General features: G+C 64.7%; 13 protein-coding genes. 4 read left to right on the top strand and 9 right to left on the bottom strand.

What is annotated here, in order from left to right:
- Positions 1–19 precede the first annotated feature (19 nt).
- Positions 20–1,054, bottom strand: a complete 1,035-nt coding sequence (gene xerC / locus ABIS05_RS19315) for a site-specific tyrosine recombinase XerC (protein WP_348011043.1) — start codon at positions 1,052–1,054, stop codon at positions 20–22.
- A gap of 1 nt (position 1,055) precedes the next feature.
- Positions 1,056–4,211, bottom strand: a complete 3,156-nt coding sequence (locus ABIS05_RS19310; RefSeq protein WP_348011042.1) for a CHC2 zinc finger domain-containing protein — start codon at positions 4,209–4,211, stop codon at positions 1,056–1,058.
- An 82-nt stretch (positions 4,212–4,293) separates the two neighbouring features.
- Between ABIS05_RS19310 and ABIS05_RS19305 the strand changes: the two genes are divergently transcribed.
- Positions 4,294–4,728 carry a helix-turn-helix transcriptional regulator gene (locus ABIS05_RS19305; protein ID WP_348011041.1) on the top strand — a complete coding sequence of 145 codons (435 nt, stop codon included), beginning with the start codon at positions 4,294–4,296 and terminating at the stop codon, positions 4,726–4,728.
- Positions 4,725–5,330, top strand: coding sequence for an ORF6N domain-containing protein (locus ABIS05_RS19300; RefSeq protein WP_348011040.1), 606 nt, complete (start codon positions 4,725–4,727; stop codon positions 5,328–5,330). Before ABIS05_RS19305 ends, ABIS05_RS19300 begins: the two co-directional genes overlap by 4 nt.
- 100 nt (positions 5,331–5,430) lie before the next feature.
- Here the strand turns inward: ABIS05_RS19300 and ABIS05_RS19295 are convergent, their stop codons facing one another.
- Complete coding sequence (locus tag ABIS05_RS19295; protein WP_348011039.1) at positions 5,431–6,015, bottom strand: hypothetical protein; 585 nt, start codon at positions 6,013–6,015, stop codon at positions 5,431–5,433.
- Between the two features lie 89 nt (positions 6,016–6,104).
- On the opposite strand from ABIS05_RS19295, the gene ABIS05_RS19290 reads away from it, so the two are divergent.
- Complete coding sequence (locus ABIS05_RS19290) at positions 6,105–6,347, top strand: helix-turn-helix transcriptional regulator (RefSeq protein WP_348011038.1); 243 nt, start codon at positions 6,105–6,107, stop codon at positions 6,345–6,347.
- Between the two features lie 280 nt (positions 6,348–6,627).
- On the opposite strand, the gene ABIS05_RS19285 is transcribed toward ABIS05_RS19290, so the two are convergent.
- The 6 genes from ABIS05_RS19285 to ABIS05_RS19260 form a co-directional block, all read right to left on the bottom strand.
- Complete coding sequence (locus ABIS05_RS19285) at positions 6,628–6,891, bottom strand: hypothetical protein (RefSeq protein ID WP_348011037.1); 264 nt, start codon at positions 6,889–6,891, stop codon at positions 6,628–6,630.
- Between the two features lie 49 nt (positions 6,892–6,940).
- Entirely contained in the window at positions 6,941–7,165 is a 225-nt protein-coding gene (locus tag ABIS05_RS19280; RefSeq protein ID WP_348011036.1) for a hypothetical protein, read from the bottom strand.
- A gap of 94 nt (positions 7,166–7,259) precedes the next feature.
- Complete coding sequence (locus ABIS05_RS19275; RefSeq protein WP_348011035.1) at positions 7,260–7,577, bottom strand: hypothetical protein; 318 nt, start codon at positions 7,575–7,577, stop codon at positions 7,260–7,262.
- Positions 7,578–7,579: 2 nt separating this feature from the next.
- On the bottom strand, positions 7,580–9,721 hold the full coding sequence (locus ABIS05_RS19270; protein WP_348011034.1) for an RHS repeat-associated core domain-containing protein: 2,142 nt from the start codon (positions 9,719–9,721) through the stop codon (positions 7,580–7,582).
- A gap of 578 nt (positions 9,722–10,299) precedes the next feature.
- Complete coding sequence (locus ABIS05_RS19265) at positions 10,300–12,924, bottom strand: hypothetical protein (RefSeq protein WP_348011033.1); 2,625 nt, start codon at positions 12,922–12,924, stop codon at positions 10,300–10,302.
- 381 nt (positions 12,925–13,305) lie between these two features.
- On the bottom strand, positions 13,306–13,626 hold the full coding sequence (locus tag ABIS05_RS19260) for a sigma factor-like helix-turn-helix DNA-binding protein (protein ID WP_348011032.1): 321 nt from the start codon (positions 13,624–13,626) through the stop codon (positions 13,306–13,308).
- 361 nt (positions 13,627–13,987) lie between these two features.
- Between ABIS05_RS19260 and rpoN the strand changes: the two genes are divergently transcribed.
- Positions 13,988–15,538, top strand: a complete 1,551-nt coding sequence (gene rpoN / locus ABIS05_RS19255) for an RNA polymerase factor sigma-54 (protein ID WP_348011031.1) — start codon at positions 13,988–13,990, stop codon at positions 15,536–15,538.
- Positions 15,539–15,727: the final 189 nt, after the last annotated feature.

Below are 15,727 nucleotides of genomic sequence, written 5' to 3'. Positions count from 1 at the left end.
CGACGTCGTACCGCTGACGTTACCGCCGGGCCAGGGGGTGCGCGGCGTCGTACTGCTTGAGCACGTGCTCGACGGAGACCTGGGTATAGCGCTGGGTGGTGGTGAGGCTTGCGTGGCCGAGGAGCTCCTGGATCGCTCGCAAGTCCGCCCCGCCCTCCAGCATGTGCGTGGCACAGGCATGGCGCAGCAGGTGCGCGCTGCCGACCTTCTCCACGCCCGCGAATGCCATGTAGCGCTTGACCTTGGCGCTGATGAAGTCGGCGTGTGCCGGCTCGCCGTAGTCGTTGAGGAACAGCGCCGTCGTGTCACCCGCCAGCAGCTCGGGCCGCGCCTCGGTGAGGTACTTGTCCAGCCAGGCACAAGCCCGCTCGCCCAGCGGCACCACGCGTTCGCGGCCGCCCTTGCCGTGGCGCACCCACAGCACGCCGCGCGTGAGGTCGACGTCGTAGACGGCCGCCCCGGCCAGCTCCATGCGGCGCAGGCCGGCGGCGTACAGCGTCTCCAGCAGCGCGCGGTCGCGCAGGCCCTGCACCGTGCCGGGGTCGGCCTCGGCGAGGATGGCCTCGACCTCCTGCACCGTGGGCACGCTGCGCGGCAAGCGCTTGGGTTGGCGCGGCAGGTCCAGGTCGGCCGCCGGGTTGGCCAGGATGTGGTGCTCGCGGCTCAGCCAGCGGAACCAGGTCTTCAGCGGCGCGAGGTACTGGTACTGCATGCTGATCGTCAGCGGCGCGCCGGCGTCCTTGCGACCCGCCGGGGTGTCGGGCTTGCGGTAGTGGAAGAGCCAGCGCTGGTAGCGCTCCAGCATGGGTTTGGTGATCTCGCGCGGGTCACTGAGCCCGCGCTCGTCGGCCCAGGCGATGAACTTGCGGATGGCCTGGCGGCGTGCGCGCACGGTGTCGGCGCTGTAGCCGGTGACGAGCATCCATTCGAAGTGCTCTTCCATGTAGCGGGTCAGCCGGTTGTGGGCCAGCGCGTCGGGGGCTTTGTGCGCCGGGGCGCTGGGCTTGATGGCCGTGGGACGGCGGGTTTTGAGGCGCTGTCCGGCGCGGGGCATGTCAGGCCCCGGCCGCCAGGCAAGCAGCTAAAGAAGCAGCGCCGCCCTGCGGGTATGACGGGTGCGGGTGCATCGGCACAGAACTCTGCGTTGGCGCCTCGGCGCCGACCTCTTCGAGCGCAACCCGCATGGACACTGGCTTGCCGGCCGATGCGTCACCCCGACCACCCGCCGACCGCGCCCCGACCACGGGCCGACCAGACCCCGACCGGACCTCGTCCGACCCCGACCGCGCGGCGTCGTAGGCACATTGCAGGGCGTCGATGTCGGCCAGGCCGGGGAAGCGCAGGCCGCCTGTTGCGCTACCTGTTGCGCCCCCTGTTGCGCCGCCTGCATCGCCGCCGGTGCCGGCCAGCTCATAGACCAGCTCGTACTCGAAGCCGCCGGTGCGGGTGCGGTGCGCGACCAGGTATTCCAGCTCGGCCAGCCGCGCCAAGTGGGTCTTGAGCTGGGTGTCGCCCCAGTGGATGGCTTCGCGCAAGCTGCGCCGGCTGAAGCGCAGCTCGGCGCGCTTGATCTGCTGGCGCGCACTCTCGGCACCAACGTAGCCATCCACCAGCGTCAAGAGGCGCCGCGTCTGCGGCGGCAGCTCGTCCAGGCTGCGCCCGAGCACGTCGTGCGCAATCCGGTTGGCCAGCGCGATGTCGGTGAGCTGCACCTCGATGTACTCGATGCGCTGGCCCTCCTTGTCATCACCCCGCGCGGCCGTCTTCACCGCGCGCTGGTGCTGGTGCACGAAGGCGATGACGTCGATCAGGGTGAGGTACTTCTCGTGGTCGCGGCGCAGACGGGTGGTCTGGTCGGGGAAGCTCAGGAATTGCGCATAAGGGTTGAGCACGTCCAGCGGGCGCAGCAGGCGTTGGGCGTTCTGGTGCAGGGTGATGAGGTCGGTTTTATGGCGGTTGGCCAGCAGGCCGTCGAGGGTGCGCCGCGCGCGCTGGCGCTCGTGGATCGCACGCGTCTGCTCGCGGCCTTCGTCGACGGCCAGCACCAGGCAGCGGTTCATCAGCTCTTCGTCCAGGTCGCGCGCCGTGGTCGTGAAGAACAAGGCCACCGGCCCTTGGACGCGGTATTGCTGGGTGATGAGGTTGCCCGAGGTGGGGTCCTTGCCGGTGCTGGCGATGGTGAGTTCACCTTCGCTCTGCAAGAGCTTCAGGGCGTAGCTGGCGCGGCTCGCCCCTTCCTCTTCGACGATGGCCAGGGCCTTGTGCTTGAGGTTGGTCTCGCCCATGTAGAACAGGCTCTGCCCGGTCATGGCGCTGTACTTGACTTTTTCTTCCTCGGGCACGAAGGCGAGCACCGCGTCCATCAGGCTGGATTTGCCGGCCGCGCTGCTGCTCTGGATGACCACGCCCAGCGGCCGAGCGAGCTTGCGGCTGACGGCCGCCAGGTAGCCCACGAGCTTGTTCGTCGCCTCGCCCACCAGGCCGCACGCGGCGTAGTCGGCGCCGATGCGCTCGATGAGGTCGGGCGACTTCAGCAGCGCAAGTGCTGCGGCTTGCTCGGCCGGGTCCATCTGCGGCGCAGGCGCGGGCGCCAGGGCCTGCGCAATGGTCTCGTCCTGCAGCTGCTCCATGGCCAGCAGCAGCCGGCCCAGGTCGGCCTTGAGCACGCGCTCGTCGAGGCCGGTCTCGGCCGCCGCCGCGCTGACGTAGTGCCCGCGCGCCTTGGCCGCGTACAGGTCCAGCGTGTCGACGTGGAACGAGTCGCCATGGCTGACCATCAGGTTCACCTTGAGCACGTCCACGCCCAGGTTCTTGGCCAGGCCGCGCACACGCCAGCGGCGGGCGTCCTTGCCCTCGCCAAGGGTCAGCGTGGCCTCGCGGCCGTGCTCGCCGTCCTTGACCGTGAGCGGCAGCTCGCGTGCGCTCAATGGCATCGGACTGGCCGGCAGCGGCTCGACAGGCGCGGGGTCAGCGGCTGAAGGAGAAGCGATGGCTACCGGCGCCGGCTTGCTTTTTTCAGCCGCCATGCTGGCCTGCATCGGCATGTCTGTCGGCTCGGCCACCGGCTGCGCCGGTGCCGCCCCCTTGCCTAACCACACGGCCTTGCGGATCAACAACCCCAGCGACTTCGAGGCCGGCTGCACCTTCAGCGCGTACTCGTTGGCGTCCATGCCCTTGGGGAACTGCACGCGGAAGCATTCGATGCCCTGCGCCATCAAGGCTTCGGCCACCTTGGCCGCGCCGCGCTCGCCGGCTTCGTCGCGGTCGTAGGCGATGAGCACGCGCTCGGTGCCGCAACGCTTGAAGGCCGCGACGTGCTCGGCCGTGAAGCCCTCGATGCCGTAGCTGCTGGTGACGTTGCGGTAACCCGCGCACCAGAAGGTCAGCGCGTCGATCAGCGCTTCGCACAGGATGATTTCCTTCGAGGCGGTCAGCGCTGCGATGTTGAACACGCCCCGGCCTCTGCCCTCCCGCGCCGGCAGGTACAGGTGTTTGGGCGTGCCCGCGCGCAGGTTGTCCAAGAGCTTTCTGCCGTAGACCTCGACGACGTGGCCGGCCTCGTCCCGCACCGGCACGATGAGCGAGCCCGTGAAGTGCTCGTGGCCACTCTCGCGGTACAGCCCGATGCGCTGCAGCCGCGCACGGATGTCGGCGCCGGCCTTGCGGGTCTTGTCGGGCAAGCGCAGACCCAGGCTCCGGTCGGCCAGGCCGAGCTTGAAGTGCGCGACCAGCTCGGGGTGCGCGAGGCCGCGCGCCTGCAGGTAGGCCAGCGCCTCGGGGTTGCCGAGCAAGCGTTCGTGGTAGTAGCCCACCGTCTGGTTCAACAACGCCTGGTCGTCGGCGTCGAGCTGCACCGGCGCGGGCAAGGTCTTGACGGTGCCCCTGACGGGCGCCCGCCCCGTGCCGCCGTCTTCAGCGGCTGAAGAAGAAGTGACTCCTTCGCGTAGCAGCTCCACCGCGTGGCGGAAGGACACGCCGCGCAGCTTCATCACCCAGTCGATGGGGCCGCCGCCCTCGCCGCACCCGAAGCAGTGCCACAGGTTCTTGGCCGGCGTCACCACCAGGCTGGCCGTCTCGTCTTCATGCAACGGGCACCGCCCCATCCAGTCCTTGCCGGCCTTCTTCAGCTCGATGCCCGAGGCCTCGACCAAGCGCTGCACGCTGACTTCGTTCTTCAGCCGCTCAAGCTCGGTCTCTGGAATGCTTGCCATGCCGGGGTTCCTCGCGAATCGCGTCAAGTTTCCTTTGGTGTATTTTTATAGTATCGTATTTGTACCTAACAAGGAAGCGTTCATGAACCCCGTTCGTACCATGCAGGTCTCCTTACCCCCGGTGTACCTGCACGCCATGAGCTTTGGTCAACGCATGATTTCGCTACGCCGCGAGCGCAGCCTGACCCAGCAGGCTTTCGCCGACGCGACCGACATCCACGTCCAGCAGATCAAGCGCTACGAGGCCGGCACCTCGCAGCCCTCGGCCGACGCGCTCAAGAAGATCGCCAAGTGCTTCGGCGTCACCACCGACTGGCTGCTGTTCGAGGACATGGAGCGCGGCCCCGATGAAGATCTGCGCCTGCAGTTCGAGGCCATGAACCAGTTCACGCCCGAGGAGAAGCAGGTGGCGCGCGCGGTGCTGGAAGGCTTGCTGCTCAAGCATGCCGCCCGGCAATGGGGTGGGCCTGGCGGGGCCGGCAGCGTCGGCGTGGCCAAGCCGGCAAACGCGCAATGAGCCCCGCCGCCAACGAGAAGCCATCGACCTCAACCGCAGCGCCGGCACTGCTGCCGCGCATCGAGGGCCGCATCCTGGTCCTGCGCGGCCACAAGGTCATGATCGACGCCGACCTGGCCGCGCTGTACGGCGTGCCGACCCGGCGACTGAACGAGCAGGTCAAGCGCAACCGCGAGCGCTTTCCGGGCGATTTCATGTTCCAGCTCGACACCGCCGAGAAGGCCGAGGTGGTCGCAAATTGCGATCACCTCGCCAAGCTGAAGTTCTCCAAGGTGCTGCCCTACGCCTTCACCGAGCACGGTGCCATTCAGGCAGCCAATGTGCTGGCTTCGCCCCAGGCCGTGGAGATGGGTATCTACGTGGTGCGGGCCTTCGTGCGCATGCGCGAGCTGGCCGGCGTGCATGCCGACCTGGCCAAACGGCTGGATGAGTTGGAGCAGAAGACCGAGGGCCTGGCACTCACGCACGACACCTTCAGCCGCAACACCCGCAACCAGCTCAAGCAGCTCATCGAGGCCGTCAACCAGTTGATGGTGCCGCCCGATCCGCCCAAGCGCCCCATCGGCTTCGTGACGCCCGAGGACAAGGCCACGAAGCGCTGAAGCGGCGCCACCCTCGGCGTCACCGACGCTCCAGTTTCAACCCCCAGCCTTCAGCGGCTGCAACGGGGTGGCTGGGGTGTTTTTGTTGTTCTATAGACCCTCAAGGCCGCACCGCCACCGCCGTGGTGCCCGGTGCCGGCTGCGGCCGGAGTGGCTGCGCCGCCGGCACCGATCTGGCCGCCTCACGCTCGGCCAGGTACGCCCGCACCATCTGCAGGATTCGCCCCTCTTCCTGGCCCATGAAGCGCGCGGCCGTCATGCCGTTCTTGGCGGCCACCTTGGCCAGCAGGTCGGGGTCGGCAAGGAGGTTTTGACGCACCACGGCCAGCGGGATGGCGCGGCCGGTGGGAACACTTTCGCGGGCGAAGATGGGCGCTGCGGCCTCTTGCTCGGCCAGGTACTCGCGCACTTTCTTGAGCAACTCGCCCCGGGCCTCGCCCATCAGCCGCGCGGGGGTCATGCCGTTTCTGGCCGCCACCTTGGCCAGCAGTCGGGGGTCGTCGGCCAGGCGTTGCTCCACCACGGCCAGGGGCAGGGGCAGGGGCAGGGGCAGGGGCAGGGGCAGGGGCAGGGGCAGGGGCAGGTTTTGATCAGCATGGCCGGGGCTGGCGTGCAGGCCCAGGGCGGCATAGATCGCGGCCGTCGCCAGCTTGGCCGCAGCACGGGTCGAGGGGGTTTTGCGCATCGCGTTCGATCTGTCTGCCGGGAGGTGCTCGACAGATTGTGATTTAAACGCGGCTGACGCAAAAGCAGCAGGTCGGGAGACTGGTTTGCATGTCTGCCGCCGTCCGTGCCACCGCTCCCGTTGCCGTTTCGGCACGCGCGGTGCTGGCCGCCAACATGATCCGGCTGCGCCGCGATCTGGGCTGGTCGCAGGAGGCGCTGGCCTTCGAGTGCGGGCTGCATCGCACCTTCGTCGCCCACGTCGAGCGCCAGGTGCGCAATGTCTCCATCGACAACGTCGAGCGCATCGCCCAGGCCCTGGGCGTGGCGGTTTACGAGCTGCTGATGCCTTGAGCCTCCCGGCTCCCTGCGGCGTTGTACCGAAGCACGCTTGCAGCGGTGTTTTTGCCAATCGCCACAGGCACTTGGCCGCGTCACTCAGGGGGTAGCGTATTCGCCTGTGTGGGCCAGCGTATTCGCCCTAAAAGCCGCGCCACCGCGCGGTTTTGAGGGCAGCAACGCCAGTTGCGTGGTGTGTGGCTGTTCTTCAGGGGTGGCGGGCTCGCCCGCCGTTCATGGCCGGGATTGGCGACTGAAGAGATTTGCCGCAGGCAGTGGACGCGGGCCGCTGGGTTCACGCGGCTGCATAAAGCCGCCGGGCCAGCGGCGCGTGCTCGGCGATCACGGACTCGATTTGCACAACATCGCGCGGGTCGAGGTCGTGGCGGAGAGTGCGGAATTTGCGCTGCTCGGCCTCGATCTCGGTCAAGTGGCCGGGATCAGGGTTTGCTGCGTCCAGCGCCTGGGCCGCCGCTTCGGCCAAGTGGGCGAGAACTGCGCCCAGCACGTCCTGCGCGACTTCGAAGCGGATGCCGTGGGTGATGCGAGTGGGCGCCATGGCAGAGATTGTGCCGGCCACACCACCGAGCGCGTTGGGCTTCGCAGGCTCAGCCCAACCTACCGGGCTCGATTTGCACAGCATCGCGGGGGTCGAGGTCGTGGCGCAAGGATCGCAATTTGCGCTGCTCGGCCTCGATCTCGGCCAGGCGGCCGGAATCGGGGTTTGCGGCGTCCAGCGCTTGGGCCGCCGCTTCGGACCAGTGGGCGAGAAGTGCGCCCAGCACGTCCTGCGCGACTTCGAGGCGGATGCCGTGGGTGAACGTGGTGGTCATTTCTTGCAGTGCTTGCTGGGACTTCAAACTTGGGGCCTGCCCCAGGAACCCAGGGCGTTGGGCTTCGCAGGCTCAGCCCAACCTACCGGGCTACTCAGTGAGCGTCCTTTTGCTCCGTGCGAGCAACTTTTCCTGACTCATCAAGCCAACGCCACTCGCCCACTTGCTTATCTTCTGCGTATTGGCCTTCGATTTTGATTCGGCCGTACTCGGCAATCACTGAAGGACCACGCCTCTGCAGGCACACAGCTTCTAGGCCCGACTCGCCCCACGGCAGATATTCCAGATGCGATCCCTCGGGACACTGAACATTTTTTCTCGCCAGAGCTTCGTAGTTGGCATTCGACTTGGAGCAACTGACCGTTACCGCTATCAAAAGAACAAGAGCGAACAAAGACCAAATTGATTTCATATTCAACGGCTTGGTGCGCCGTAGGGCAGCGACGGTAGCGGGACCAAGGATGCGTCACGAAGAGTCTGACGAGCAAAGGACTGGCACTGGTTAGTCGGCCCCCAGCGGCCAAGCGGCCGGCCAATTCTCAAAGCTTCATTGACCTTCTTCTCATCAACATCGGGAACCTTCCCGCATGAGGCGGCGGCCTCCTTGCTTCTTCCAGTGTGGTCCGTCACTTGAACTCGGTCGCCCGGCATGTCACCACTTTCGTTTCCCGGAACATTCCCTCGAGTCCCGCCCATGCCAGCCTCAGCCGAGTCCGTCTTCAACCAATTGTGGTTGACTGGATTCCAGGAAATTCCAAATGCAGGCTGCGAACACAGGTACACATCCAAACCGGTCGGATCAGTCAAGCCAACCGGATTTCCACCCACATATGCATAGGTGTTCAGCCCTCCAGCCAGCCCGATGGGGTCACTTTGAACATAACGCCCCGTCGTCGGGTCATAGTCCCGAAAATGGTTGTAGTGCCGGCCGCCAAACGCCTCGTACTGCTGCCCCGGAAACCTCAAGTTCTGCCGCAGAGCTGCTAAACCAGATGTGGGCTGCTCCTCCGCCGGACTCGCCCCGAACGGCTCCCCCATCCAGCGCCATCTCACCTGCCCCTGAGCATCCAGGACGACGCGCGGCGTGTCGAGGTGGTCGGTGTGAATGACATAAATCTGGACGCCTGAGCCGTCAGGCTTGACAACAGCCACGGGCGTATCGCCCAGCCAGACATATTCAGTGACGAGCGTGCCGTCGCCTTGGTACTCGCCGATAAGGTGGCTAGCTTGGTCGTAGGCATACCGCGTGACCACCCTGGGATTGGCTGGGCTGCCCGTCCATTGACTGCGCGTGACGCGCCGGCCAAATGCGTCGTACCCGAAGTCCACCCCAACGCTGCTGCCTTGCGCCATAGCGGCCAGACGACCCTCCAGGCTGTAGGTGCCGGTGTAGTTTGCTGAGGAGCCGGACTGGACGTCGCTCAGGGTGTTGCCAGTGGCGTCGTAGCCCATGGTGCGCGCCGGGTTGGTTAGCGCATCTAGCCGGTTGCTGGTGGCGGGAATGGTGTAGCCGCGCGCCGTGCTGCCCGCAGATGAAGCCGTGCGGTTGCCATTGGCGTCGTAGGTATAGCTCCAGTTGGTAGCGGCCGTGACGAGTTGCAGCCGGTTTAAATCGTCGTAGCTGAAAGACTGGTCGAAGCTGGTCGCGGGCAGGCCTGTGGCGGTCGTGTAGTGCGTGAAGCGGCTGATGCGATCAGCGTCGTCGTACGTGATGTCACGCACCAAATTGCCTAACGGATGCCGCACGAGTCGACCCGTCGTGTCATAGACCCGCTCATGCTGCCGAGGCGTTGCACCCAGCTTCCACACCCAGCTTCGCACAGGACCGAAGGCGCTCATCGTGACCTGGTCCAGCAGCTGCGTCGTGGTCCCGCCCGATGTGATGGAGATCGACTGCGGCTGACCATTGGCCCAACCAAAGTTGATGACCCGACCGGATGGGTACGTCACGCTGGTGATGTGCCCCATGTTGTCATGGCCATAGCCCACCACGAGCGGGTTGCCCACAGCGCTGCTTTGCACGGTCGTGGTCACGCGACCGAGTGCGTCGTAGCGAAAGGTGTTGCTGCCATCTGGTGTCGCAGCAGTGGTCAGCCGCCCGACACCGTAGCCGAAGCTGGCGCCCGTCTGGTCGTACGTTGAACTCACGGTGCGGCTGGTGTTGCCACTGCGGCTGTACACCGTTTGCGTGGGGCGGTTCAGCGCGTCGTAGGTGGTGGTGGCCAGCACGCCACGCGAATCGGTGCGCGTCTTGAGGTTGCCCGCCCCATCAAAGGTGCTGGTGACCGTGCCGGTGTCGGGGCTGGTCAGCTGCTTGACATCGCCCAGGCCAGTGGGCTGGTACTGCGTGACGAGCTGTCTTGGGTCCGTGACCGTCGTCAATTGATCCTGGAGGTCGTAGCCAAAGCGGGTCACGCCGCTCTTTGCATCTGTGGTGGTGGTAGGACGCGCAAGCGAATCGTAGGCTTGCCGGGTCGTCAGGGCTCTGCTGCTCGGGGCAACGACGGTCTTTGTGGGGTTGCCTTCCGCGTCGTACTCGAAGTTGGCGATTGGCACCGGCGAGACCGGGGGCGCTGGCAATGGCGCGGGCGCAGGCGGTGGCGGTGGCGGTGGCGGTGGGGACGTATTGCCCGTGATTTGAAGGGACCCAACGCCAACACCATTCCCAAGACCTGCCGTGCTGACGTAATTTGCCTTCATGGCATAAGTGCCGACTGGAAGGGTTCCAGCGGGCAGGGCCAAGAAAGCTTGGGCTTCCTGTCCACCACCGCAACTTTGGGCTGCGGCGCCGGTTCCAGCCGACGGAGTAGCGGTACGCGCGACACCAGATGACGGGCGGGCATTGTCCGGAGCCGGCGGAGGGCACGGCGCACTCGAATTTACGAGGACCACTGTTGCGGAACCAAGCACCACAGACCCAGCTTTGAATGATACCGTGCCTGCTTCGCCTGGCGTAACGACAGCCTTTAGCATGATGGCATCGCTGGTGGTGGCCGGATTTGGCGTCGCGCTCAACGCCACCACAGGGGTCGTCTGCGCATGCACGTATGCATGCAAGGTTAGACAGATTCCGGCGGCGCCGAGACGCTTCAGCATCGGCGATGGACGTGCCAATTGAGATGTAAGGTGCACGGTTATTCCCTCCCCGTGATCTGTTGAATGCGATTGAGCGCATCCGGCACGCGCGTGAGAGTCTTTGCCAGACGACCCCCCGGGTCGCTGACGGTCTCGCTGATGCGGTTGCCGCTGTTGTCCAGCGTGTAGGTGACCTTGTTGCCGAGGTTGTCGGTGAGCGAGGTCAGCCGGTGAGCGTCGTCGTAGCCGTAGTTGACGGAGCTGGTGTCCGGCATCGTCACCGACTTGAGCAGCCCGGTGGGCCAGTAGTCGTAGCTGGTAGTGAGGCCGGCGGTCATGGTGCTCTTGAGGCGTTGGCGCAGGTCGAAGGTGCGGGTGGTGGCGACGCCATTGGCGTCGGCCATCTCCAGCCATTGGCCCATCGGGTTGTACTTGGTGTAGCGGGCGACGACCTGGTTGAGTGCGTTGGTGACCGTGGCAAGGTCGCCCATCGTGTGGTCAGCTGTGGTGTCGCTGTAGTAGGTGCTGGTGGTGGTGGTGTTGAGCGGGTCCTTGGCTGTGAGTACTTGGCCGTACTGGTTGTAGGTCCACTGCTGCACGCGCGTCGGCACGCTGGTGTCCACGGTGGCGGAGAGCCCCAGCGCGCCGTTCGCGTCCGTCGTCGCCTGCTCGACCTGCTTGCACAGCACGACGATGGGGCTGCCGTCGGGCAGGGTGGCGTTGGAAGGGGCACACGAAGCAGTCGCGCCGCCATTGAAGGGGTCAGGTTGGCCGTTGTAGATCTTGGTGGTCAGCCGGCGCGGTTCGGCGACCTTGATCTCCTGACGCCAAACAGGATGCCATTGGGTACTGGTACGCCTGGAATTGCCGGGCAGCGCCGCATTTGGCATAAGAAGCGCATCGCAGGAACTGCCGGTAGCAAGCCCCTCGATGCGGCCGGTTTCCAGATTGCGGCTGCTGTCGTTGGCGTAGCAGGTGCGGTTGCCTTTGAAATTCTCCCTCCAAACTAGATTGCCTTTGGAGTCAAAACTCTGGGTCCTCGTGCTGGGCGCACATCCGGAACCGCCTGGTTGTGAGAACGACACAGGAGCATTGGTGTTAGCCACCTGCTCGACTCCCAGCTGTGTCGTCGAACCGTTTGGATCAGTCAGCATCACGCCAGTTGGCACTGTGAGCCGTTGTCGCGCAACCCAGCGCTGGATGTCAGCGTCGTAAATTCTATCTGCCACCAAAGACGGGGGTGCACTATAACTGGTTGAATATGCGTCCACCCCACCGGCATGCTCGGTGGATATCGCCCTGCCCGAGCTGTCGTAGCCAAATGTACTGAATCGTTTGCCAGACTCATCGATAACGCCAGTCCACAAACGATAGAAGATGGCGGGATCAGGCGCCCTTGGATCTTCTTCTTGGTAGGTTAGGCCCATTGTCGAACCATCGGGCCACCGGATTGAGGTCAGATTGCCTTGATCTGAGTAACCAAATTGAATGAAGCCTCCGTCAGGAAGCGTCATTTTTATCACTTTGGCGTTAGCGTAAGCGTTATCCGATAAAGGAATTTGCTGATACTGAAGCGTGACTGTCCGTCCGCGATCATCGAACAATTGAGTAGGTAGGCCGATAACTTGACCGAATTCAAGTACCACAGGATTAGCAGCGCTAGATACCATAATTCCCATCGAGCCGCCAGAGGCTGAAGCCAACTTTGTCGGGCGCCACCCTCCTACACTGGCAGAATAACTTTCAATTAGCGCCTCTTGGATCGCATGATAGTCAACTGTGCCGCTCCTTAATTCCACATAGTCTGCATCCCCGGAGTAGGCCTTCCATGCGGACGGGTTTGAGCGGGCGGTTATGAAGCTTTCTTCGCGACCGTCCGGCCGAAAGCTTCGAAACGGTGATTGACCACTTTCAGGAATGTCCGACAAGCTCACGATGCTGCGTAGCCAAGACGCAGTCCATCCCCCACCAAAGCTGGGCATACGACCGGTTTTCGATGCCGGATAAATAGCCCGATTGCTGTCGTAGTGAAGTGCCAATGGGATGCCCCCTAAAGAGACACCGAGATCAATCGTCTGAATCTTCTTGCCAGTCAACGGTTCGATAGGATTGCCTTTTCGAACAAGAATCGGACATTGTCTGGGTGGGACGGTGTTTGTCGCCACCTCTATGTCGCCTGAAAATTCCACGTCGTCAAGCATGAAACCAGAATCCCGCCCTTCAAAGACCACGGATCGTGCTCCGCCTAAATTCTGGAAACTTAATAAACCAGCATCGCAAAAGAAAAATGCAGGTTCCGAGGTGCATCCGGGGCCGGGCATAGCCTTAGTTAATAAAACCTGACCCGTTCCTCCGGCGCCGGAGTACACGGTCATTTTCGCATTCCCACGTGAGGCGGCGGCCACGTAAAACGACAGCCTTGAAAACCCGTCTGCAACGTCAAAGATAACTTTCCGCCACGCTTCGCTAAGAATAAGTGGATTGGGTGAATTAACAAGCGCCTTACATCCACTTGTAGGCACGAAATTACCATTCCCGCCACACAGCACCGAAGACAGGGTCGACCACTCGCCCGTGATGGTGACACCTGGAGTGCTTCCGCCCTCGAAATCCAGGGTGCTGGCGAAAACAGGTGAAAAGAAAAACATTGTCAACAACGTTAATTGTTTCTTGTTGGCGCGCATGTGTAGACCTTTCGAACTCATATCTTTCGGATCAGTTTATCAATGTGTTCGGCGATGAATTTAGGACCAACTCTCGCCCATGAAGATCGCTTTTTCATGGCCTGCCGAAAGAGCCGCCTGAATTTCTAGCTGAAGCAGCTTCATGAGCAGGAAGGATTAAGTTGCGCCCGACGGCTTCTGGCGTGGAAGATAGCCGCCCAAAGACGCCAGCGACATCAGTGCGAAAACTTGCCTAACGATGCCACAGCGGCGATGACATCTCGCTTTCAAATTCCCACTCCATAGGTGAATCTTCACGGGCTCGGGGTCAGGTCATAAATCTAAATCCCTAACTTGACCTTCAAGCACTCAAGCCCGGCTTGTGTGGGGCCCGTCAGACCATCACACCCTCAGCGCCATTGAGCTGGCGCAATCGCTCCGCAGCCGCCTCAGCGCGACATGGTGAATCTGGGAGATCCGCCCTTTCGTCAGCCCCATGCCCGCAGCGATTTCGTCAAAGGGTTGCTGCTGAAAGTAGCGCCGGAAGATGACCCGCTGCTCGGCGTCGGGCAGTTGCCCGGTCAGTTCGGCCAGTTGGCGCCTCAGCTGCGCCAGTTCGAGGCGGGCGTAGGCGTTGTCAGGGGCGGAGGCTTCGTCATCAGCCACCAGCCCCGAGTCTTCGAGCCCAAAACCCAGTGCAAAGCCGATGGCGAGGTCAGCCAAGCGCTCCAACGCTGAGCGCTCAGGCGGCCCGGCCTCTGCCCGCAACGATTGGCCCCGCTCGCGCGGCGCCGACACGGGGGCGCATCTACCCACGAGCAGCGCGAACGCATGTCGCGCAATGCCGCAGTCGACCCGCTGCACGGTTTACCGAAATTGCGGGTCTGACGGCGGATGGTCGGTAAATCCTCCAGGCGTTGCTTCTCTTCAGGGGCCGGCCGGATCAGGCTGACGCCCAGCGTTCAGGGCAAAGGCCCGGCCTATCACCCAGGGCGCCTGACCGGCACGGACGTTGCGTAGACCAGTGCTTCACCGCGTGGCATCGCCGCGCGCAATGCCTCAGCCAAGCTGTAGAGGAACGCCCGTGAACTCTCTCGACCTCCGCGCCGATCACCGACAGACGCAGACCTTGTCGCCCCGCCTCCAGCACGCCGTGCGCCTGCTGCAGATGTCATCGCTGGACTTTGCCGCCACGTTGCGTGACACCCTGGGCAGGAACCCGTTCCTGGAGGTGGAGGAGGGCAGTGACGGCGCTGACGGACCCGAGGGCGCCGACGGCACCGAGGGCACGCAGCCCCTGGACGCCGCGATGGACGGTGAGGCCGGCTCGGCCGGCCCGGGCGAGCCGCTGGCGGTTGACGTGGCGGGCGAGGTGCCGGGTGCAACGGCTGCCGATGCCGACATGCCGCTGGCGCACGACGGGGCGGACGGCGCCGACAGTGATCGCGACCTGTGGGCCGCCGACGGCGGCTCGGGCCTGAAGCGCGCCGAGGACGGCGAGCTCAGCGCGCTGGACCTGATGGCCGTGGAAACCTCGCTGAACGACCACCTGCGGGGTCAACTCAATGTGCTGCCGCTGTCGCAGCGCGACCTGCTGCTGGCGCATGCCATCGTCGAGTCGCTGGACGACGACGGCTACCTGCGCACGCCGCTGCAGGAACTGATCGGCGTCACTGGGCTGGACCCGGCGCCCGACCTGCAGGAGATGCAGATCGCGCTGAAGCGTGTGCAGTCGCTGGACCCGGCCGGCGTGGGGGCCCGTGATGTGGGCGAATGCCTGCTGCTGCAACTGCCGGCCATCACCTGCTCCGACATGCGCGCGCTGGCCCAGGCCATCATCACCCACCACCTGCCCGCCCTGGCCGCGCGCGACGTGCCGGGGCTGGCGCGTCATCTGGCTGAGACGCCAGCGCGCGTCGAGGCCGCCTGCGACCGCATCCGCCGGCTGGACCCGCGGCCGGGCTGGCGCGTCGGCTCCTCCCACGTGCCCTACGTCGTGCCCGACGTCATCGTCAAGAAGGTGCGCGGCCAGTGGGCGGTGCAGATCAACCCGGCCGTCGTGCCCAAGGTGAGGCTCAACCAGGTCTACGCCAAGCTGTTTGCTCGCCACCGCACGCCGGCCAATGCGGAGCTGGGCGCCCATCTGCAGGAGGCGCGCTGGACGCTGCGCAACGTGGAGCAGCGCTTCTCCACCATCCTCGACGTGGCCGAGGCCATCGTGAAGCGGCAGCAGAACTTTCTGAACTACGGGGCCATGGCGATGAAGCCGTTGGGGCTCAAGGAGATTGCCGAGGAAGTGGGCATCCACGAGAGCACGGTCTCGCGCGTGACCAACAACAAATACATGGCCACGCCGGTGGGCGTGCTGGAGCTGAAGTATTTTTTCAGCCGCGCCATGATCAGCGCCAACGGCAGCGCCTGCTCGGGCACGGCCATCCGCGGGCTGATCAAGGACATCATTGAGGCCGAGAGCCACGAAGCGCCGCTGTCCGACGCCGAGATCACGCGCCAGCTCGCCGAGCAGGGCCTGGTGGTGGCCAGGCGCACGGTCACCAAGTACCGGCAGATGCTGAAGATCGACGCCGTGGACCGGCGCCGGAGAGTGGAAGCCCCCCGCTCAGTCGAGCCGCGCTGAACGCGGGCGCGCCTGGTCGGTCTTGCAGACCGCGCTGCGCCAGTGGCGCAGCTCTTCGGCAGGCACAGGCCGTCCACTGGACGCCCTGCGTCCGGCCTCAGCCCCCGAGGGGGCGGCGATGCTCGCAGGGAGCGCCCCGCTCGCACATCGCCAGGCGGGCCGACTTGGGAGCGGCCCGGCGCTCGGCCC

This window comes from Roseateles sp. (assembly GCF_039929605.1).
GTDB lineage: Bacteria > Pseudomonadota > Gammaproteobacteria > Burkholderiales > Burkholderiaceae_C > Pelomonas.
This window is presented reverse-complemented; position numbering and strand designations above follow the sequence as displayed.

Coding starts and splice junctions, on each gene's coding strand:
- xerC (WP_348011043.1), bottom strand. CDS start 1,054: ATGCCCCGCGCCGGACAGCGCCTCAAAACCCGCCGTCCCACGGCCATC.
- ABIS05_RS19310 (WP_348011042.1), bottom strand. CDS start 4,211: ATGGCAAGCATTCCAGAGACCGAGCTTGAGCGGCTGAAGAACGAAGTC.
- ABIS05_RS19305 (WP_348011041.1), top strand. CDS start 4,294: ATGAACCCCGTTCGTACCATGCAGGTCTCCTTACCCCCGGTGTACCTG.
- ABIS05_RS19300 (WP_348011040.1), top strand. CDS start 4,725: ATGAGCCCCGCCGCCAACGAGAAGCCATCGACCTCAACCGCAGCGCCG.
- ABIS05_RS19295 (WP_348011039.1), bottom strand. CDS start 6,015: ATGCGCAAAACCCCCTCGACCCGTGCTGCGGCCAAGCTGGCGACGGCC.
- ABIS05_RS19290 (WP_348011038.1), top strand. CDS start 6,105: ATGTCTGCCGCCGTCCGTGCCACCGCTCCCGTTGCCGTTTCGGCACGC.
- ABIS05_RS19285 (WP_348011037.1), bottom strand. CDS start 6,891: ATGGCGCCCACTCGCATCACCCACGGCATCCGCTTCGAAGTCGCGCAG.
- ABIS05_RS19280 (WP_348011036.1), bottom strand. CDS start 7,165: ATGACCACCACGTTCACCCACGGCATCCGCCTCGAAGTCGCGCAGGAC.
- ABIS05_RS19275 (WP_348011035.1), bottom strand. CDS start 7,577: ATGAAATCAATTTGGTCTTTGTTCGCTCTTGTTCTTTTGATAGCGGTA.
- ABIS05_RS19265 (WP_348011033.1), bottom strand. CDS start 12,924: ATGCGCGCCAACAAGAAACAATTAACGTTGTTGACAATGTTTTTCTTT.